This window comes from Aeromonas sp. S11(2024) (assembly GCF_041402345.1).
In the GTDB taxonomy this organism is placed as follows: domain Bacteria; phylum Pseudomonadota; class Gammaproteobacteria; order Enterobacterales; family Aeromonadaceae; genus Aeromonas; species Aeromonas veronii.
On the sequence record NZ_JBGLRC010000010.1, the window covers coordinates 30,073 to 49,811 of the forward strand.

The 19,739-nt window shown below is 60.4% G+C and carries 16 protein-coding genes; 11 read left to right on the forward strand and 5 right to left on the reverse strand.

The annotated features are described in order from the left end of the window. Positions 1–203: 203 nt before the first annotated feature. The gene (locus ACB040_RS10440) at positions 204–515 is read right to left on the reverse strand and encodes a DUF1145 domain-containing protein (RefSeq protein ID WP_323926953.1); all 312 of its coding nucleotides are present in this window, start codon (positions 513–515) and stop codon (positions 204–206) included. Further along, positions 499–1,128 carry a 16S rRNA (guanine(966)-N(2))-methyltransferase RsmD gene (gene rsmD / locus ACB040_RS10445; protein WP_088870315.1) on the reverse strand — a complete coding sequence of 210 codons (630 nt, stop codon included), beginning with the start codon at positions 1,126–1,128 and terminating at the stop codon, positions 499–501. The genes ACB040_RS10440 and rsmD overlap by 17 nt, the downstream gene beginning before the upstream one ends. A gap of 110 nt (positions 1,129–1,238) precedes the next feature. On the opposite strand from rsmD, the gene ftsY reads away from it, so the two are divergent. The 10 genes from ftsY to hutH all read left to right on the forward strand — a co-directional run bounded on the left by ftsY (position 1,239) and on the right by hutH (position 13,171). Further along, positions 1,239–3,008, forward strand: a complete 1,770-nt coding sequence (ftsY, locus tag ACB040_RS10450) for a signal recognition particle-docking protein FtsY (protein WP_371154738.1) — start codon at positions 1,239–1,241, stop codon at positions 3,006–3,008. 89 nt (positions 3,009–3,097) lie between these two features. After that, positions 3,098–3,766 carry a cell division ATP-binding protein FtsE gene (ftsE, locus tag ACB040_RS10455; protein ID WP_005339995.1) on the forward strand — a complete coding sequence of 223 codons (669 nt, stop codon included), beginning with the start codon at positions 3,098–3,100 and terminating at the stop codon, positions 3,764–3,766. Further along, positions 3,766–4,719 carry a permease-like cell division protein FtsX gene (gene ftsX / locus ACB040_RS10460; protein WP_005339996.1) on the forward strand — a complete coding sequence of 318 codons (954 nt, stop codon included), beginning with the start codon at positions 3,766–3,768 and terminating at the stop codon, positions 4,717–4,719. Before ftsE ends, ftsX begins: the two co-directional genes overlap by 1 nt. Positions 4,720–5,170: 451 nt before the next feature. Continuing rightward, a complete protein-coding gene (rpoH, locus tag ACB040_RS10465; RefSeq protein ID WP_005339997.1) occupies positions 5,171–6,025 on the forward strand; it encodes an RNA polymerase sigma factor RpoH in 855 nt (284 codons plus the stop codon). Between the two features lie 125 nt (positions 6,026–6,150). Further along, positions 6,151–6,810, forward strand: coding sequence for a carbonate dehydratase (gene can / locus ACB040_RS10470; protein WP_005339998.1), 660 nt, complete (start codon positions 6,151–6,153; stop codon positions 6,808–6,810). A gap of 11 nt (positions 6,811–6,821) precedes the next feature. Then, entirely contained in the window at positions 6,822–7,526 is a 705-nt protein-coding gene (gene hutC / locus ACB040_RS10475; RefSeq protein ID WP_041202733.1) for a histidine utilization repressor, read from the forward strand. A 154-nt stretch (positions 7,527–7,680) separates the two neighbouring features. Further along, on the forward strand, positions 7,681–8,916 hold the full coding sequence (gene hutI / locus ACB040_RS10480) for an imidazolonepropionase (RefSeq protein ID WP_371154734.1): 1,236 nt from the start codon (positions 7,681–7,683) through the stop codon (positions 8,914–8,916). Next, positions 8,909–9,871, forward strand: a complete 963-nt coding sequence (gene hutG, locus ACB040_RS10485; RefSeq protein WP_371154732.1) for a formimidoylglutamase — start codon at positions 8,909–8,911, stop codon at positions 9,869–9,871. The genes hutI and hutG overlap by 8 nt, the downstream gene beginning before the upstream one ends. A gap of 53 nt (positions 9,872–9,924) precedes the next feature. Further along, positions 9,925–11,634 carry a urocanate hydratase gene (hutU, locus tag ACB040_RS10490; protein WP_371154730.1) on the forward strand — a complete coding sequence of 570 codons (1,710 nt, stop codon included), beginning with the start codon at positions 9,925–9,927 and terminating at the stop codon, positions 11,632–11,634. 4 nt (positions 11,635–11,638) lie between these two features. Continuing rightward, positions 11,639–13,171, forward strand: coding sequence for a histidine ammonia-lyase (hutH, locus tag ACB040_RS10495; protein ID WP_371154728.1), 1,533 nt, complete (start codon positions 11,639–11,641; stop codon positions 13,169–13,171). A 143-nt stretch (positions 13,172–13,314) separates the two neighbouring features. Here hutH and ACB040_RS10500 read toward each other — a convergent pair whose 3' ends face one another. Next, positions 13,315–14,412 carry a calcium:proton antiporter gene (locus ACB040_RS10500; RefSeq protein WP_371154726.1) on the reverse strand — a complete coding sequence of 366 codons (1,098 nt, stop codon included), beginning with the start codon at positions 14,410–14,412 and terminating at the stop codon, positions 13,315–13,317. A 311-nt stretch (positions 14,413–14,723) separates the two neighbouring features. Beyond that, positions 14,724–16,250, reverse strand: a complete 1,527-nt coding sequence (locus ACB040_RS10505; protein ID WP_371154724.1) for an EAL domain-containing protein — start codon at positions 16,248–16,250, stop codon at positions 14,724–14,726. 504 nt (positions 16,251–16,754) lie between these two features. Here ACB040_RS10505 and ACB040_RS10510 point away from each other — a divergent pair. After that, positions 16,755–18,683: an EAL domain-containing protein gene (locus tag ACB040_RS10510; RefSeq protein ID WP_338772866.1), complete on the forward strand. Its 1,929-nt coding sequence runs from the start codon at positions 16,755–16,757 to the stop codon at positions 18,681–18,683. A gap of 76 nt (positions 18,684–18,759) precedes the next feature. On the opposite strand, the gene ACB040_RS10515 is transcribed toward ACB040_RS10510, so the two are convergent. Continuing rightward, positions 18,760–19,683 carry a pyridoxal-phosphate dependent enzyme gene (locus ACB040_RS10515; protein WP_338772864.1) on the reverse strand — a complete coding sequence of 308 codons (924 nt, stop codon included), beginning with the start codon at positions 19,681–19,683 and terminating at the stop codon, positions 18,760–18,762. Positions 19,684–19,739 lie beyond the last annotated feature (56 nt).

The following is a 19,739-nucleotide window of genomic DNA, read 5'->3' on the forward strand; positions in this document are numbered from 1 at the left end:
GTGGTAATGGACACCTCCAGGATGGAGACAGTGAAGCAGTTCAGGATGAATTGCTAGGCCAGGAACGCCGCAGGACACGCCAACGGATTGGAAAGGGGATATTCCAAAGGATTAGGATAACGTCAGGGATTGCAGGGAGCATCGCAGTTCTACGGACAGGACGACACGACTCTAGGGGACGGCTACCGCCGTCCCCTTTTCTTTTATGGTTTGCCCGAGAGATTGCTGCGCTGGGCGGCGTTGACGATCTCTTGCAGGCGCTGACGAATGTCGACCATGCCAAACACGCCAAATATCAGCACAGTGACAAATTCGGCTTTGGTGACCGCGAAGTAGCGTTTGCAAGCCGCCTTGATCATGCTGGCCTGCAGCCAGTGCAGCAGGGCGACGATTACGCCGCAGACCGGCAGAAAGCCGTTGAGTTTGCCGGGTAGCGGGGCAATCAGGCTCATCAGCACGCCAAACCAGAAGAACAATATCAGCCCCATCGCCAACAGATTAAAGACTCGCTTCATTGTTTACCTCTCTTAGATAGAGTTGATAGCAGACCTGACCGGCCTGTTTGTCCTTGAGTAGTTGCCAGTTGGCGGGCAGCGCCAGATCGGCCATCTCCTTCTCCCGCTCCAGATAGATGAGGGCGTCCGGTGCCAGCCAGCCGCGCTGCTCCAGCAGTTCGCACACTTGCGGCAGCAGCTCGCGGCGAAACGGCGGATCGAGGAATACCAGATCAAACGGCGTGGCCGGGCCTTGTAGCCAGCTCACTGCATCTGACTGGATCACCTGACCCTGACTGCTGCCGAGGGCGGTCAGGTTCTTCTTGATCTGGTCGGCGGCCCCCTTGTCCATTTCGATCAGGGTCACCTGCTCGGCATAGCGCGACAGCGCCTCCAGTCCGAGTCCGCCGCTACCGGCAAACAGATCCAGGCAGCGGGTGCCGCGAATGTGGGGGGCCAGCCAGTTGAAGATGGTCTCCTTGACGCGATCCGTGGTGGGTCTGAGCCCCTCCACATCCTTGACCGGCAATTTGCGGCCTCGCCACTGGCCGCTGATGATTCTTACAAAGCCCGATTTTCCTTGCGGGGCGGGACTCTTGCTCGGGTTGCTACGGCTGGATTTCACTCTGGGCATCGCGTTTCATCGTCAGAAAATAAAGTGGTAGTATAAGGCGGTTCATTTTTATGCCGACCCGCCAAGGGACGGCTATCTTAGCAGTCAGCCTTTGATGTGAGTATTTTTAGATGGCAAAAGGTTTGTTTTCCTGGCTGGGTTTCGGCCGCAAGAAAGAAGAGGCTGAGGCTGTCCAACCACAGACACCCCAAGCCACCCCCGTTACCGTTGAGCCCGAGGTCACTGCTACCCCCGCTCCCGTTTCCGATACCACTGTTTCCGATCGTACGCCGGCCGTTGCCCCCGAAGTGCCTGCCAGCGCACAGAATTCCGTTTTGCAAGATGATTGCTGCCTGCCGACCGAGCTGGACGATCACGGCCCGCTGGTGGTGGAGGAGTGCGCCTCCGATCTGGAGCCGGTGATCGTCAACGAAACGCTGATCGCCGAAGAGGAGCGTGCCGCTGAAGCCGCTCGCACTGCCGCAGAGGCGCAAGCCGCTGAGGTCAAGGCAGCCGAAGAGGCTCGTATTGCTGCCGAAGCTCGTGCTGCGGAAGAGGCTCGTATTGCTGCCGAGGCTCGTGCTGCGGAAGAGGCTCGCATTGCTGCCGAAGCCCGTGCTGCGGAAGAGGCTCGCATTGCTGCTGAAGCTCGCGCTGCGGAAGAGGCTCGTATCGCTGCCGAAATCCGCGCCGCGGAAGAGGCTCGTATTGCTGCCGAAGTCCGCGCCGCGGAAGAGGCCCGTATTGCTGCCGAAGTCCGCGCCGCGGAAGAGGCCCGTATTGCTGCCGAGGCTCGCGCCGCGGAAGAAGCTCGCATTGCCGCTGAAGCTCAGGCTGCGGAAGAAGCCCGTATCGCCAAAGAGGCACAGCGAGCGGAAGATATGCGCCTGGTCGCCGCGATGGAGGCTGAGGCTGCCGCTCTGGCCGCTCTGCCGCTGGCCGCCAAGGTGGACGACGACACCCAGGACAAACCGCAGCGGGAGGGCTTCTTTGCTCGCCTCAAGCGCAGTCTGGTACGCACCAAGGAGAATATCGGCTCCGGTTTCTTCGGCCTGTTCCGTGGCAAGAAGATCGACGATGAGCTGTTTGAAGAGCTGGAAACCCAGCTGCTGACCGCCGATCTCGGTGTGGATACCACTACTCGTATCATCGAGGGGCTGGTGCAGCACGCGGATCGCAAGCAGCTCAAGGATGCCGAGGCGCTCTACGGCCTGCTCAAGCAGGACATGGGCGAGATGCTGGCCAAGGTCGAACAGCCGCTGGTGATCGACACCAGCAAGAAGCCTTATGTGATCCTGATGGTCGGCGTAAACGGCGTCGGCAAGACCACCACCATCGGCAAGCTGGCCAAGCAGTTCCAAGCTGAAGGCAAGAGCGTGATGCTGGCGGCGGGTGACACCTTCCGTGCCGCAGCGGTCGAACAGCTGCAGGTTTGGGGTCAGCGCAACAACATTCCGGTGATTGCCCAGCATACCGGTGCCGACTCTGCTTCCGTCATTTATGACGCCATCGAGGCCGCCCGCTCCCGCGGGGCTGATGTGCTGATCGCCGACACCGCCGGTCGCCTGCAGAACAAGAGCAACCTGATGGAAGAGCTCAAGAAGGTGGTGCGGGTGATGAAGAAGCTGGATGAAGAGGCGCCCCACGAGATCATGCTGACTCTGGATGCTGGCACCGGCCAGAACGCCCTGAGCCAGGCCAAGCTGTTCAGCGAGGCAGTGGGCCTGACTGGTATTACCCTCACCAAGCTGGATGGCACGGCCAAGGGCGGCGTCATCTTCGCGGTGGCCGACAAGTTCCAGATCCCGATCCGCTATATCGGGGTGGGCGAGGGGATCGACGATCTGCGTCCCTTTGTTGCCAATGACTTCATTGAGGCGCTCTTCAGCCGCGATGAATAAGTCCGGCCGCGATGAGTCAGCTCAGCCGTGATGAGTAAGTGTTCCATGCCCCGACTCCGGTCGGGGTTTGTCAATTTCAGGGAACCGTTATGATTCGTTTTGACAAGGTCAGCAAGGTATACAGCGGCGGCCATCAGGCGCTGCAAAAGGTCAGCTTTCACCTGCGCAAGGGAGAGATGGCCTTTCTGACCGGGCACTCGGGGGCGGGCAAGAGTACCCTCCTCAAACTGATCAGCGTGATGGAGCGTCCGACCGATGGTCGCGTCTTCTTTCATGGTGATGATGTCAGCCATATCCAGCGCAGTCAGATCCCCTATGTTCGCCGCCAGATCGGGATGATCTTTCAGGATCACCGCCTGCTGATGGACCGCACCGTGTTCGACAACGTGGCGCTGCCGCTGGTGATCGATGGTTACAGCCATGCGGACATCAACAAGCGGGTGGCGGCGGCGCTGGACAAGGTGGGGCTGCTCGGCAAGGAGCGCTACCAGCCGCGGATGCTCTCCGGTGGTGAGCAGCAGCGGGTCGGTATCGCCCGTGCCATCGTCAACAAGCCGCCGCTGCTGCTGGCGGATGAACCGACCGGCAACCTGGACCCCCAACTCTCCATGGATATCATGCGGCTATTTCAGGAGTTCAACAATTTTGGGGTCTCGGTGCTGATTGCCACCCACGATCTGGGGCTGATCGCCCGCATGCGCTATCGCACCCTGACCCTCAAGGCGGGTCGCATGTATTCGGCCGGGGAGGAGCTCTGATGGCTATCGTTCGTCATAAACAACCGCCGCTGCGCCGACTGATGATGTACGGGGTTGACCATGTGCGGCAGGCATTTGCCAGTCTCGGGGAGCTGTGGCGTAATCCGCTCGCTTCGCTGATGACGCTGGCTGTGCTTGGCGTCAGTCTGGCGCTGCCCTCCTGTTTCCACGTGTTGCTGAAAAACGCCGAGGTGGTGGAGGGGAGCTGGCAGAGCAGTTCCCAGATCTCCCTTTACCTGCGCAAGGATCTGCCGGAGCAGAGCATTCTCGATCTGCAGCACAGGATCCTGCTCTATCCCGAGGTGGATTCGGTCACCTACCTGAGCCGTGACGATGCGTTGCGGGAGTTTCGCGAGATCTCCGGCTTCGGCGATGCCCTCGATTATCTGGACAGCAACCCGCTACCGCCTGTGCTGAGCGTGATCCCGGATCCGCGCTGGCAGAACCCGGAAGGGGCCGCCGAGCTGCTCAGCAAGCTTAACAACGAAGTGGGGGTCGAACAGGGCAAACTGGATCTGCAGTGGCTGACCCGGCTGCAGGGGATCATGAACCTGCTGCGCCACACCATTACCGGTATCGCGGTGCTGCTGCTCTCCGCCGTGTTGCTGATCGTCGGCAATACCCTGCGTCTCAACATCCTCAACCAGCGTTCCGAGATTGAAGTGCTCAAGCTGGTGGGGGCGACCGATTCCTTCATTCATCGTCCTTTCCTCTATACCGGTATCTGGTTCGGGGTCATTGGCGGCATGCTGGCCTGGTGGCTGACCGAAGTGATGGTGATCTGGAGCGAAGGGGTGGTGAAGGAGCTGGCGGGCTTGTATAACAGTAACTTCCGGTTGGTTGGCATGGGGGCGGTAGACGGGATCAATCTGATCTTGCTGGGCGCCCTGCTGGGGCTGATTGCCTCCTGGTTCTCGGTCCATCGCCACATTCGCGACATCGAACCCTCCTGATTACTTTGTCATCAAAGTAAATCGCTGGATTTTGAGAGGCGGATCAAGTAAAAGAGGGGCCGTTTCTGGCTTGGCCCACATAGTCAGAGTATTCTGAATAACAATGATCTTCCGGATCTTCGCTAGATCCAGTGAACCTTCTGATTTATAAGCAGTCTATTAAAGCTGAAGCATTTATACGGGTGTGGCCCCTCTGCCTTGCTCGTCAGACTTGGCAAGCATGTGAAGGTTGCGAGCTCCGCAACAATGGACTTAGCATGCTACTTTTCGGGGGTCCTTCATTGTGACCCCCTTTTTTTGACTGTTCATTCATGATTCATCCTGCAGGCTTAAGATAAGCCGGTCTAAAACTGGGCATGTTCTTTGATACACGCCGCAGAATGTCATCCGGTCAGTAGACAGACCCTCTCAGGGTGTTAGACTGATTCGATTGAAAAGTAAGAGGTAACAGATGGGAACTTCATTGCAGCGCACTATGGCTCTGATTCCGCAAGGTAGTCTGGAAGGCTATATCCAGGCAGTAAACTCTATTCCTGTGCTGAGCGCAGAGGAAGAGCGTGAACTGGCTGAGCGTTTGCAGCAGGATGGCGATCTTGAGGCTGCCCGCCAGCTGGTTATGTCGCACCTGCGCTTTGTCGTTCATGTCGCCAAGAGTTATGCCGGTTACGGCTTGCCCCAGGCCGATCTGGTACAGGAAGGCAACATCGGCCTGATGAAGGCGGTCAAGCGCTTCGACCCGACGGTCGGCGTGCGTCTGGTCTCCTTTGCCGTGCACTGGATCAAGGCCGAAATCCACGAATATGTCCTGCGCAACTGGCGCATGGTAAAAGTGGCGACCACCAAGGCCCAGCGCAAGCTCTTCTTCAACCTGCGCAAATCCAAAAAGCGTCTGGGCTGGCTGAACCACGAAGAGGTTCAGGCCGTGGCGGCCGATCTCGGCGTTTCTGCCGCTGACGTGACCGAGATGGAAGCGCGGATGGCCAACTACGATCAGGCGTTCGATCTGGTGGGTGATGATGAAGAAGAGGGCGGTTTCGCTCCGGTTCACTATCTGGAGGACAAATCCTCCGATCTGGCCGCCACCATCGAGAACGACAACTGGGACGATCACGCGACCCGTCGTCTGAGCTCGGCCCTCGCCACCCTGGATGAGCGCAGCCAGCACATCATCCGCGCCCGCTGGCTCGATGATGACAGCAAGACCACTCTGCAGGAGCTGGCCGATACCTACGGCGTCTCTGCCGAGCGTGTGCGTCAGCTTGAGAAAAACGCACTCAAGAAGCTGAAAGATGCCATGGAAGCCTGATGCTTCCTCTCATAAAAACAGGGCCTGATGGCCCTGTTTTTGTTTCGCAAGGATCTGGTCGGCCTTGCTTTGGTTACCCTTGAGTGTGTTATGTTGCCGCCACTGCCACATTAGGGAGAGCAGAAGTGAAACTGTTGAACGACCTGTTTACCAACAACCGTGAGTGGGCCGAACGGATCAAAGCCGAAGATCCCGCTTTCTTTGCCACTCTTTCTGCCCAGCAGGCCCCCGAATACCTCTGGATTGGTTGTTCCGACAGCCGGGTCCCCGCCAACCAGCTGATGGGCTTGCTGCCGGGGGATGTCTTCGTCCACCGCAACGTCGCCAATCTGGTGGTACATACCGATTTCAACTGCCTCTCCGTGCTGCAATACGCGGTAGAAGTGCTCAAGGTGAAGCACATCATCGTCTGCGGCCACTACGGTTGCGGTGGCGTCAAGGCCGCGATGCAGAACCAGGAGCTGGGTCTCATCGACAACTGGCTGCGCAACATCAAGGATGTCTACTTCAAATATGGTGAAGAGCTCGAGGCCATTGAGGATGAGCACGAGCGCTTCGACTACCTGTGCGAGCTGAACGTGGCCGAGCAGGTCGCCAACGTCTGCCACACCACCATCATCCAGAACGCCTGGCGCAAGGGGCAGGAGCTGGCGGTGCATGGCTGGATCTACGGGATCAAGGATGGTCTGCTGCACGATCTCGATCTCTGCATCAGCGGCCCGGATCAGATCCCCGACGTCTACCGCGCCTGGCCGGATATGCGTCCGCCCCACCGTCGGCGCTAGGGAGCTTCATGGTGGCGCCAGCTCTCTATCTGCAGATCAAGCAGCACATTCTGGACGGGATCCGCGAACGCCACTATCAGGCGGGGGACAGGATCCCGACCGAAGCTGCCCTGTGCGAGCAGTTCACCGTGAGCCGGATGACGGTCAACCGGGCGCTGCGGGAACTGGTGGCGGAAGGGTGGCTGGTGCGTACCGCCGGTTCCGGCAGCTTCGTGGCGGACAGGCGCACCGAGTCGCCGCTGCTGGCTATTCGCAATATTGCCGACGAGATCGCCGAGCGTGGCGGCGAGTACAGCGCCCGGGTGATCCGGCTACAGCGACTGGCCGCCGACGAGAAGGTGGCAGTGCAACTGGGACTGCGGGTTGGCGCCCCCATCTTTCACAGCCTGATCGTCCATCAGGCCGATGGGGAGCCGTTGCAGCTGGAGGAGCGCTTCGTCGATGCCGGGCGCTTGCCGGGCTATGGCGAGCAGGATTTCACCCTGCAAACTCCCAACCGCTATCTGATGGATGTCTGCCCCCTCTCCGAGATGGAGCACGTAGTGGAAGCCGTGTTACCCAGCGCCGGTGAGGCGGGATTGTTGCAGATCCGCGTAGATTCTCCCTGCCTGTTGTTGCACCGGCGTACCTGGTCGGAGGGGCATCTGGTCTCCTACGCCCGTTTGCTCTCCCCCGGTTCCCGATACAAGCTCAGCTCCAAGACTCAGCTGGAGTAAATGTATATACAGCTCGATTTTGCAAAGCCCACCTCCTGGTGGGCTTTTTTGTGCTTAAACTCTAAGTTTGATGCTGTTATCAGGATGTGAACGCCGCTCTTTCTTTCGTCATAGAGATCGACTATAAGAATATGTATATACATTTGAGGTCGCTATGAACAAGGAACTGTTGAACTGCGAGCGGGTCTGGCTCAACGTGACGCCCGCTACCCTGAATGATGAGCTGGCCGACTACGGTCTGCTGCCGCTCCACGCCATCGGCGTGAAGGATGGCAAGATCCACGCGCTGGTGCCGATGGCCGAGCTTAAGGGGCCCCATCCTGCTCACTGGCAGGATATGCAGGGCAAGCTGGCTACCCCCGGCCTTATCGATTGCCACACCCATCTGGTCTTCGCCGGCAGCCGTGCCGAAGAGTTCGAACTGCGCCAGAAAGGGGTGCCCTATGCGGAGATCGCCCGTCGGGGTGGCGGCATCATCAGCACGGTGCGTGCGACCCGTGCCGCCAGCGAAGAGCAATTGTTCGAACTGGCGCTGCCGAGGGTGACATCCCTGATCCGCGAAGGGGTCACCACGGTGGAGATCAAGTCCGGCTATGGCCTGACGCTGGATGACGAACTCAAGATGCTGCGGGTGGCCCGCCGACTGGGAGAGGCGTTGCCGGTCCGGGTCAAAACCACTCTGCTGGCGGCCCATGCGGTGCCGCCGGAGTATCGCGACGATCCCGACAGCTGGGTCGAGACCATCTGTCAGGAGATTATCCCGGCCGCCGCCGAGGCGGGTCTGGCCGATGCGGTAGATGTCTTCTGCGAGCACATCGGCTTTTCGCTGGCCCAGACCGAGCAGGTCTATCTGGCGGCGGATCAGTACGGCCTGCCGGTGAAGGGGCATATGGATCAGCTCTCCAATCTCGGTGGCAGCACCCTCGCTGCCAACTTTGGCGCCCTCTCGGTGGATCATCTGGAGTATCTGGATCCGGAAGGGATCCTGGCGCTGGCCCACCGTGGCGTGGTCGCCACCCTGCTGCCCACCGCCTTCTACTTCCTCAAAGAGACCAAGCTGCCGCCGGTTGCCGCCCTGCGCAAGGCGGGGGTGGCGATGGCGGTCTCCTCCGATATCAACCCAGGTACCGCCCCCATTGTCTCGCTGCGGATGGCGATGAACATGGCCTGCACCCTGTTTGGACTGACCCCATTGGAGGCCATGGTCGGGGTGACCCGCCACGCCGCCAAAGCGCTTGGCGAGCAGGAGCGCCTTGGCCAGCTCAGGGTGGGGATGGCGGCCGATTTCCTGATCTGGCACTGCGCCCATCCGGCCGAGCTGAGCTACATGGTCGGCGTCGATCAGCTGGCTGGCCGCATCTTCAACGGCGAGGAGACCCTCCATGGATAAATTCAACCCGGTCGACATGTCGCTCTGGCAGGGACGACAGGATCCGGAAGATGGTGAACTGGCCCTGCGCTGGCATGACAAAGTTCTGCCTTGGCAAGAGGCGCAGCCCTGGACCGCTGGAGCACAAGAGGCTGCCGGTGTGGTACTGCTTGGTTTTGCCTGCGATGAAGGAGTGCGCCGCAACAAGGGGCGTGTCGGCGCCGCCGGGGCGCCGCTGGCGGTGCGCAAGCTGCTGGCAAATACCGCTTGGCACCTGAATCGACCCGTCTACGATGGCGGGGATGTGAGCTGTTCCGATGGGGATCTCGATGCTGCCCACGGCCGTCTGGCCGAGCGGGTCGCCGCTGCGCTTGATCTGGGCCACTTCCCGCTGGTGCTGGGGGGCGGTCACGAGGTGGCCTTCGGCAGTTGGAGCGGCCTCAACCTGCATCTGGCGGGTCAGGGGCGGGTCGGGATCATCAACCTCGACGCCCACTTCGACCTGCGCATGAAACAGGAGCAGGCCAGCTCCGGTACCCCCTTCTTCCAGATCGCCGAGCAGTGCGCCGCTCAGGGCACACCGTTTCACTACGCCTGCCTCGGGGTGGCCGAGACCGCCAATACCCAAGCCCTGTTTGCCCGCGCCAAGACGCTGGGAGTGTGGCATGTGCTGGACGAGGCGATGACCCAGACCGGGCTGCCAGCCTTGCTAAGCGGGCTGGATGCCTTTATCGCCGATTGTGATCACCTCTATCTGACCATCGATCTCGACGTGCTGCCGGCGGCCGTTATGCCGGGAGTGAGTGCCCCCGCCGCTCGCGGCGTGGAGCTGGCGGTGATCGAACCGCTGATCGCTCATATCCGGGCCAGCGGCAAGCTCAGGCTCGCTGATCTGGCCGAGTACAACCCGACGCTGGATCAGGATAACCGCAGTGCCCGCGTGGCCGCGCGGCTGGTTCATCTATTGACCCGTTAACCCTTTGGCCGCCCGTCGCCGAAGGCACCCTATTGATACAACAAGGAGTGTGTATGTCTGTGCAACAGCAGGATCCCCGTCATGATCCAAACCGAGTGATCCGTGCCCAGCGTGGCACTGAACTGACCGCCAAGAGCTGGCTCACCGAGGCGCCGCTGCGGATGCTGATGAACAATCTGGATCCCGAGGTGGCCGAGCATCCCCAGTCGCTGGTGGTCTATGGCGGCATCGGTCGCGCCGCCCGCAACTGGGCCTGCTTTGACAAGATCGTCGAGGTGCTGACCCGGCTCGAGGAGGATCAGACCCTGCTGGTGCAATCCGGCAAGCCGGTCGGGGTGTTCCAGACCCACAAGGACGCGCCGCGGGTGCTGATCGCCAACTCCAATCTGGTGCCGCACTGGGCCAATTGGGAGCATTTCAACGAGCTCGATAAGAAGGGCCTGATGATGTACGGCCAGATGACCGCGGGTTCATGGATCTACATCGGCACTCAGGGGATCGTGCAGGGCACCTACGAGACCTTCTTCGCGGTGGCCAACCAGCACTTCAACGGTGAACCCAAAGGGCGCTGGATCCTCACTGGTGGGCTCGGCGGTATGGGCGGCGCCCAGCCGCTGGCCGCCACCATGGCTGGCTTCTCGATGATCGCCGTCGAGTGTGACGAGACCCGCATCGATTTTCGTCTGCGCACCCGTTATGTGGACAAGAAGGCTCACAGCCTGGATGAGGCGCTGGCCATGGTCGAGGAGGCCAAACAGAGCGGCACCGCCGTCTCCGTCGGTCTGCTCGGCAACGCCGCCGACGTGTTCGCCGAGCTGGTGGCCCGTGGCATCACCCCGGACGTAGTGACCGACCAGACCTCCGCCCACGACCCGGTGCACGGCTACCTGCCGCAGGGTTGGAGCGTGGCCAAGTGGCGCGAGCTGCAGCAGAGTGCCCCGCAGGAGGTGAATCTGGCCGCTCGTCGCTCCATGGCCCGTCAGGTGGAGGCGATGCTGACCCTGCAAGAGCGCGGCGCGGCGACTCTGGATTACGGCAACAACATCCGTCAGATGGCGCTTGAGGAAGGGGTGACGAACGCCTTCGATTTCCCCGGCTTCGTCCCCGCCTACATTCGCCCGCTGTTCTGCGAGGGGATTGGCCCGTTCCGCTGGGTGGCCCTCTCTGGCGATCCGGAAGATATCTACAAGACAGATCAGAAGGTGAAAGAGCTGATCCCCGATGATCCTCACCTGCACAACTGGCTCGACATGGCCCGCGAGCGCATCGCGTTTCAGGGACTGCCGGCGCGGATCTGCTGGGTCGGGGTCAAGGATCGGGTACGGCTCGGTCTGGCCTTCAACGAGATGGTGAAAAACGGCGAGCTGAAAGCCCCCATCGTCATCGGTCGCGACCATCTGGATTCCGGCTCGGTGGCGAGCCCGAACCGCGAGACCGAGTCGATGATGGATGGCTCCGATGCCGTCTCCGACTGGCCGCTGCTCAACGCCCTGCTCAACACCGCCGGTGGCGCGACCTGGGTTTCGCTGCATCACGGCGGCGGGGTCGGCATGGGCTTCTCCCAGCACTCCGGCGTGGTGATCGTCTGTGACGGCTCCGATGACGCGGCCCGTCGCGTCGGTCGGGTGCTGCGCAACGATCCGGCCACCGGCGTGATGCGCCATGCCGATGCCGGCTACGAGATTGCCATCAACTGTGCCCATGAGGCGAAGCTGGATCTGCCGATGATTGACGGCGCCAACGGTGTCAAAGGAAAGGTGTAACACCATGTTTGAATTGACTATTACTCCGGGCGAGCTGGATCTTGCCACCCTGCGCCGCGTCAGCCGCGAGCCGGTACATGTTTCACTGGATCCGGCCGCGCTGCCGGGGATCCACGCCTCAGCTGCCTTAGTTACCAAGGTGATCGAGCAGAACCGGGTGGTGTATGGCATCAATACCGGCTTTGGCCTGCTGGCCAACACCCGCATTCCGGTGGAGCAGCTGGACGAGCTGCAGCGTTCCATCGTGCTCTCCCATGCCGCTGGCATCGGCGAATACATGGATGACGCCACTGTACGGTTGATGATGGTGCTCAAGCTCAACTCGCTGGCGCGGGGCTTCTCCGGCATCCGGCTGACGGTGCTTGAGGCCCTGATGACCCTTATCAACGCCGAAGTCTATCCGGTGGTACCGAAGAAGGGCTCCGTCGGTGCCTCCGGCGATCTGGCGCCGCTGGCCCATATGAGCTGCTTGCTGATCGGTGAAGGCAAGGCTCGCCACAAGGGCGAGCTGATCGACGCCGCCACTGCGCTGAAAATTGCCGGGCTGGAGCCCATCGCGCTGGCGCCGAAAGAGGGGCTGGCCCTGCTCAACGGCACTCAGGCGAGCACCGCCTTTGCGCTGGAAGGGCTGTTCCATGCCGAGGATCTCTACGCCGGTGCCATCACCATAGGTGCTATGAGTGTGGAGGCCGCCCTTGGCAGCCGCCGGCCGTTCGATGCCCGCATCCACGCGGTGCGCGGTCAGCGTGGCCAGATCGATGCGGCCGCCTGCTATCGCCACCTGCTGGTGGATGGCAGCGAGATCGGCATGTCCCATCACAACTGCGAGAAGGTGCAGGATCCCTACTCATTGCGCTGCCAGCCGCAGGTGATGGGGGCTTGTCTGACCCAGATCCGCCACGCCGCCGAGGTGCTGGTGTGCGAGGCCAACGCGGTCTCCGACAACCCGCTGGTGTTTGCCGAGGATGAGGAGATCATCTCCGGTGGCAACTTCCATGCCGAACCGGTGGCCTTCGCCGCCGATAATCTGGCGCTGGCCATCGCCGAAATCGGCTCGCTCTCCGAGCGGCGGATGGCACTGCTGATTGACTCTCGGATGTCCGGTCTGCCGGCGTTTCTGGTCAACAACGGCGGGGTCAACTCCGGCTTTATGATCGCTCAGGTCACCTCGGCGGCGCTGGCCTCCGAGAACAAGACCCTGGCCCATCCCGCATCGGTGGACAGCCTGCCTACGTCGGCCAATCAGGAGGATCACGTCTCCATGGCGACCTTCGCTGGCCGCCGGCTTGCCGATATGGCCGAGAACACCCGCGGCATTCTGGCAGTTGAACTGCTGGCGGCGGCACAGGGGCTCGATTTCCGCGCGCCGCTGCGCAGTACCGAGCTGATCGAGCTGGCCAAGGGACGACTGCGGGCAGAGGTGAGCTTCTACGACAAGGACAGGTACTTCGCGCCGGATATCGAAGCTGCCGCCGCCCTGTTGGGACGTGCCAGCTACAACGACCTGATCCCGGCTGGGGTGCTGCCCAGCCTGTGAACCTGAGTACCCTTCTCCCCTGGTGGGCGAAGGGTAGGGGATGAGGGGGAAACCGCTTCACAGGCGCCGGTGACAGCCGGGAGCAGATAACAAAAGACCGCCCATCGGGCGGTCTTTGCATTTCTGGTGTTGGCTGGATGTGGTTATTCGTGTTCGAACATCAGGAACAGATAGACCACGAACAACACCAGATGGGTCGCACCATGGAGCACATTGGTGCGGCCGCTGCTGAAGGTCACTTTACAGACCATCAAGGTCGTGACCAGCAGTACCATATCGGCGGGGGAGAGGCCGAGGCGCACCTCCTGACCCAGCATGGAGCCGATAAAGAGCACTGCAGGCACGGTGAGGGCGATGGTGGCCAGCACAGAGCCGAAGTAGAGGTTCATGGCCCGTTGCAGCTGGTTGTTGAAGGCGGCCTTGATGGCGCCGACTGCTTCGGGGGCCAGCACGATGCAGGCGACGATAAAGCCGCCCAGTGCTGCGGGCGCGTCCATGACATGCACCCCGTAGTTGATGGGGATGGCCAGGGTCTTGGCAAGCAGGATCACTACCAGCAGGTAGGCGATCAGCAGGATGGTGTGATAGACGTTGCTCTGCAGCGGGCCGTGGTGCTCCTCGTAGTCCTCGTGATCGCTGTCGACGAAGAAGTGGCTGTGGCTGCGGGTCTGGATGAGCAGAAAGACCCCGTAGAGCAAGATCGAGATGATGATCAGCATCCACGACATGGCGCGCGACATACTGCCGATTGCACCGCCCTCGGTGAAGTTGGGCAGCACCAGACAGAGCAGGGCCAGCGGGATGATGGCCACCAGATAGGATTTCACCCCGTCCAGATTGAAGCTCTGGGTGTGGTAGCGCCAGCCGCCAAACAGCAGGGTGAAGCCCACCAGACCGGTACTCACCAGCATCACTACCGCAAACATGGTATCGCGGGCCATGGTGGGGTTGGGTTCACCGGTCAGCATCACCGAGGAGATCATCACCACTTCCAGCGAGATGACCGACAGGGTGAGGATCAGAGTGCCGAAGGGCTCGCCCAGCTTGATGGCGAGGGCATCGGAGTGGCGCACCACCGAGAAGATGGCCCAGGTGACGATGGCCAGTAGTGCCGCCGAAACCGGAAGATAGATCCCGAGCGGAGTTGTCTCTGTCAGCAGGTCACTGCCCAGGGTCTTGAAAAAGAGCAGGGTCAGCAGGCCAACGGGCAGGGCAATCTCTTGCCGGATAACTGTCTTCATAGGCAATGGTTCTCTATTGGGGGTCTTGACGACCGGATGACATAAACAGGCTACACGGTTATCGGTTGCGCAATAACCGGCTCCTTATGATAAAGGTTGTTATCCCCGTCAGGGCAGATCATTTTGTTGCTGAATGTAAATAAGGGGTGGCAGGAGACGGTTTGATTTCACCATGGAGCCGGGCCCGGGCCTGCAGGGGGGATTTATCCGCCTGATGGCCGGGCTGGGTTACGGCGCTACCGCCAGCATCAACCTGATGATGTCGCGCTGCTGGCCAAACCGTTTCGCGGCCAAATCCTGCCATCTCCGTGTTAGCTGGCCTTCTGGTGTTGCAACTGCCACTCTCGTTGCCAGTGGGTCAGTATCTTCAGCGGCATGGGCTTGCCGAAGAAGTAGCCCTGGATCAGATAGACGCCATGCTGACTCAGATAGTCGACCTGCAGCTGGCTCTCGACCCCTTCGGCGATCATCTCCATGCCCGATTCACGACCGAAGACGATGATGGCATCCAGTACGCTACGCTTGAGGTCGTTGGTGCCTATGGTATCGACGAACATCTTGTCGATCTTGATCTGGCGGATCCCCAGGCTCTGCAGGTAGGCAAAGCCGCCATAGCCGGTACCGAAATCATCCAGCTTGAAGTGATACCCCATCTGTTGCAGCAGGGTGATCTCCTCGGTGGCCGCCTTGATGTCGAGGATCGGCTTGCGTTCCGTCAGCTCGAAGGTGAGCCGGGCGGGTGAGGGGTTTTGGCTGTGAGCGAGCAGGGTGCGCAGCAGGGGCTGCTCGATATGGGCCGCCACCAGATTGACGCTGACCCACTGCTCTGGCGCCAGCTGCGGCAGGTCGGTGATCACCTGCTCCAGCAACTGTTCGGTCATCGGCAGGATCAGCCCCTGCTCCTCTGCATATTCGATAAAGGTGCCCGGGGGGATCAGCTCGTTTCCCCGCTGCCAGCGCAGCAGCGCCTCGAATCCCACCACTTGATGGGTACGGGCATCCACTATCGGCTGGTAGAGGGGAATAAATTCCTTGCGGATCAATCCTGTTTGCAGCAGTCCTTTGAGGGAGCGCCGATAGCTGCGCAGCAGCCAGTATGTGACGCTTAACAGGGCGCCGAGTGCGATACCAAACCAGAGACCGTAGTGATTGAGTTGGTCATGGGCATATTGCTCCAGCGCTTTTCCCGCCCAGACCGTCTGTTTGGTGAGTTCATTGGGATCGAAGAAACTCAGGCTGATATTGCTCTCTTCCTGTTTGATCTCCTTGTCGCCACGGGGGAAGTGGACTGTGCTTGCATCGGTATCCTGTCGGCTGAACTCCAGATAGAAGCAGTGGCTGCAGGGGTGTTGCAGCAGGTCGTGGCTCCAGCTGTTATCCAGCACCCAGTAGGCGAGGTTGTCACCGGATCGGTAAAAGGCCATCAGCTCCTGCTCGGTATTGTATTTGGCCACAGTGGCGGTGATCCCCAGTTTGCCAAACTTCTGCCCGCTGTTCTGGAGCTCTTTGATCAGCGGGATCTCCACCCCCAGGCTGGAGCAGCTGTTGCCGGAAGCGAGCTCCAACCCTTGCAGGCGGATATGAGCGCTGTAGAAGCGCGGATCGCGCAGCAGCTCCATGTCTTTGGCGCCGCAGTTGAACTCAAATTGTGCCAGTTGTTTGTTGATGGCGGCATCCAGCTCCCGGTGGCGTACGGCCATGGCTCCCTTGAGCTCGGCAACCTTCTCTTCCAGCATATGAAAGGCCATCGGCTTGGCAAACCACAGGCCGAGAAACTGGCTGCCCACGACAGGCAGGACGAACAGCAACAGAGCGATCCAGACGGGTGATTTACGCAAAGGAAGTACCTGCCAGTTTCATGAGACACAAATGGACTTAGCCATCATAGAGCATTAGTGCAATCAATTTGAGTCCGAGTTGTCAAACTTGTTGATTGATTTTTTAACTTCATGATTTTAAATGTTTTTATTATTAACTTTGGCTAGATTCAATCGCTGACCTGTCATAAATGACAATTGCTCAGCTTATCCGAACTGCATTAGAGTAGCCCTGCGGTTTGACTCACCGTGTGTTCAATACTCCTGTATCTGTTTTTTGTCAGTAGCACAGAGTGTTAGTTTTGATATGAGTGTTCCTTTTGGTCCCCTTTGAGGGACCATTTTTCTGTCTGTCATCCCGCCCTTTCCCGCATCTGTAGCCCGTCATCCTTGGTATTCTTCCTCTGCTTTGGGTTATGCTTGCCCGCTTAAATTGCAGAAGCGGGATCTTCATCCATAGCTGTGGCCCGATCGCCGCTGCTACCATGAGGCGACATGGATGATGCTGGGCATACGGAAAGGCGCATGAAACTCACTACACAGCTTGTCTCATTTATCACCCTTTGCGTGATCGCAGCCATGGCGACCGTGCTGATTGGCGGGGTGTTCAGCTTTCGCGAGCTGGGCATGGAGTTGCAGCAAAAGAAGGTCGATGCGTTGGTCGAAGTGATCGACAAGCAGCTCGATGTTGCTCACGACATGGAGGATATGAGCCACTGGCTGCCCACCCTGCTGCGGGCTGCCCATGTGGTAGAGCTGGAGGTGCGCCAGAATAACCAGCGGGTCTACTGGTTCCGCGATGTGCGCAATCCGGTCGACGAGCAGCTGCTGGTGCCATACAGCCACCCGCTGCCTCATCAGGCCGGCATGCAGGCTAACTTCAAACTGGAGCGCCCCTTCAAGGAGGCGGAATACTCCATCAAGGCGATGTCCGGCATCTCGCTGGGCATCTTTATCGTGGTGTTCGGTCTCTGGTACTCCATCCGCTGGCTGCGCCAGCAGTTGCGCGGGGCCGAGCTGCTGGGCATTCGTGCCCAGCTGATCCTCGATGACAAACTCTCCAAACTGAGTCATGACCCCGCCGAAGAGTGGCCGGTGGCCGCCAGTCAGGCCCTCGATCATCTGCTCGCCGAGCTGGCAGATGCCCGCAAGGAGCGCAGCCGCTTCGACAACTTCATTCGCAGCAACGCCTTCGTCGACAAGATGACCGGCATCGGCAATCGGCTGTTTTTCGACAACCGGCTGGAGAGCGCCATCATGGAGGCGAGCGTGATGAGCGGCGGCGTGCTGCTGATCGATCTCGCCTGTCTGGAGGAGCTGGAGGCCGATCAGTTCGAGCTGCTGGGGCACGATTTGATGATGGAGGCGAGCGCCACCATAGGTGCCTTCGTGCGAAAACACAACGGCGCCCTGCAGGCCCGCTATGCCGGTCAGGTTTTTGCGGTGTTGCTGCCCAATATGTCCGAGAGCGAGATGGTGGATAGCGCCAGCCAGCTGCTCAAGAGCCTGCAACGGCTGCATTGGCCGCAGGAGGTCAACCCGGAGACGGCGGTCTATCTCGGCGCCGTCTGTTATCAGGCACAAGACAGCCTGCTCAAGGTGCAGGAGGAGGCGGAGCTGGCCCTCAAGAGCGCTCGTCTGCAGGGGCACAACGGCTGGTTCCTCTACGAGAAGCAGCTGGATGAGGAGCGGAGCAGCAAGGGCACAGTACGCTGGCGTACCCTGATCAGCCGCCGTCTCGAAGAGCACGGCATCGAATTTTACACCCAGCCGATCCAGCAGGATCGGGGGCAGGTGGTGTTGCAGCAGGAGCTGCTCACCTATCTGCACGATGAGCAGGGGCGTGCCCTGCAGGCGGGGATCTTCATGCCGATGGCGGAGAAGGTGGGCTTGTTGCTGCAACTGGATCGGCTGGTGGCGGAGCAGACCCTCACCCTGCTGCGCCAACGATCTGAGCAGAGCTGCCCCATCAGCCTGACCCTCAGTGCCCAGAGCCTGCTCAACCGCGAGTTCCAGCGCTGGCTCTTCTTCGCCCTGTTCCAGCTGCCGCGCAGCACCAACGAGCGGTTGATCCTGCAACTCTCGGAATCCCAGGTGACTCGTCACTTCGAGGCGCTCAAGCGGCCACTGCGCTCCTTGCGGATGCTGGGTTGCCAGCTGGCCATCGATCATGCCGGTCAGGATGTGGTGAGCACCCAGTACATCAAGGAGTTCGAGATCAATTTCCTCAAGCTGCACCCCAGCCTGGTGCGGGAGATCCATGCCCGTCAGGTCAACCAGATGGCGGTGCGCAGTCTGGTAGGCGGCTGCGCCAATACCCGCACTCGGGTGCTGGCAGTGGGGGTGGAGAGTGGCGACGAGTGGAAGATGTTGCGCCACCTCGGGGTGCATGCCGGGCAGGGGCCCTGGTTTGCCGAGCCCCAGCGGCTGGTGCTGGAACCGGCTGGTGATTGAGATAAACGAGAGAGGGTCGCCTTGGGGCGACCCTCTGTTGTTTGCGATGCTGTTTGCGGTTGCCGTAAGGCAGGGATCACAGTCGCCCCTGCTCCCACAGCCCGGCGAGCCCTTGCATGCCGCCAGTGTGGATAAAGACGATTTTGCTGCCGGGGGCGATACGGCCTGCCGCCAGCTCGCGAAACAGTCCCCACATTGCCTTGCCGCTATAGATAGGCTCAAGGGGCAGATCGGTCGTGGCGCTGAAATCCTGCACCCACTGCCAGAGGGCCGGGCTGAATTTGGCGTAGCCACCATCGTGGTGATCGAGCGCGATGCGCCAGCCGGGGATATTGGCAGCCGCAGGATGGAGGCGACACACCTCGTCAGCGATAAAGCTGCCTCCTTTCAGTACCGCAATGGCGAGGATCTGCTCCCGATCCTGCTTGCCAGCGATCAGGCCCGCCAGAGTGCCGCCGCTGGCGCAGGGCAGTACCCAGAGATCCGGCGAGAAGGGCACTTCGCCGACCAGTTCCGCCACCCCGGGGATGGCCAGCGGGCTGCTACCCCCTTCCGGCACGATCAGGGTATCGGGGGCATCGAATTGGGCCAGCCAGTCGGGATCCTGCCGTCGTCGGTAACTCTGGCGGTCGACAAAAACGAGATCCATGCCCCAGCGCTGGGCATCCCGCAGGGTAGAGTTACTGACGGCGTCATATTCGCCCCGTATGATACCGGTAGTACGAAGACCAGATTGGCACCCCGCTGCCGCCAGCGCGTGGATATGATTGGAGTAGGCGCCACCAAACGAGAGCAGGTGCCGTTTGCCGTGCTCTTTGGCATGCAGCAGATGGTATTTGAGCTTGCGCCACTTGTTGCCGGAGATGGCCGGATGGATCAGATCATCCCGCTTGCACCACAGCTCGACGCCATAGCAGGTCAGCAACGGATGGTGGAGGCGTTGCAGGGGGGAAGGGAGGATGGCTTGACCCTCTGGCTCGGCGGAAAGGATGGCTGGCAATGGTGAGTCCGTCTTTTAATCTGGAGGCTAATCTGCTGTTTATGTTAATATTTCAT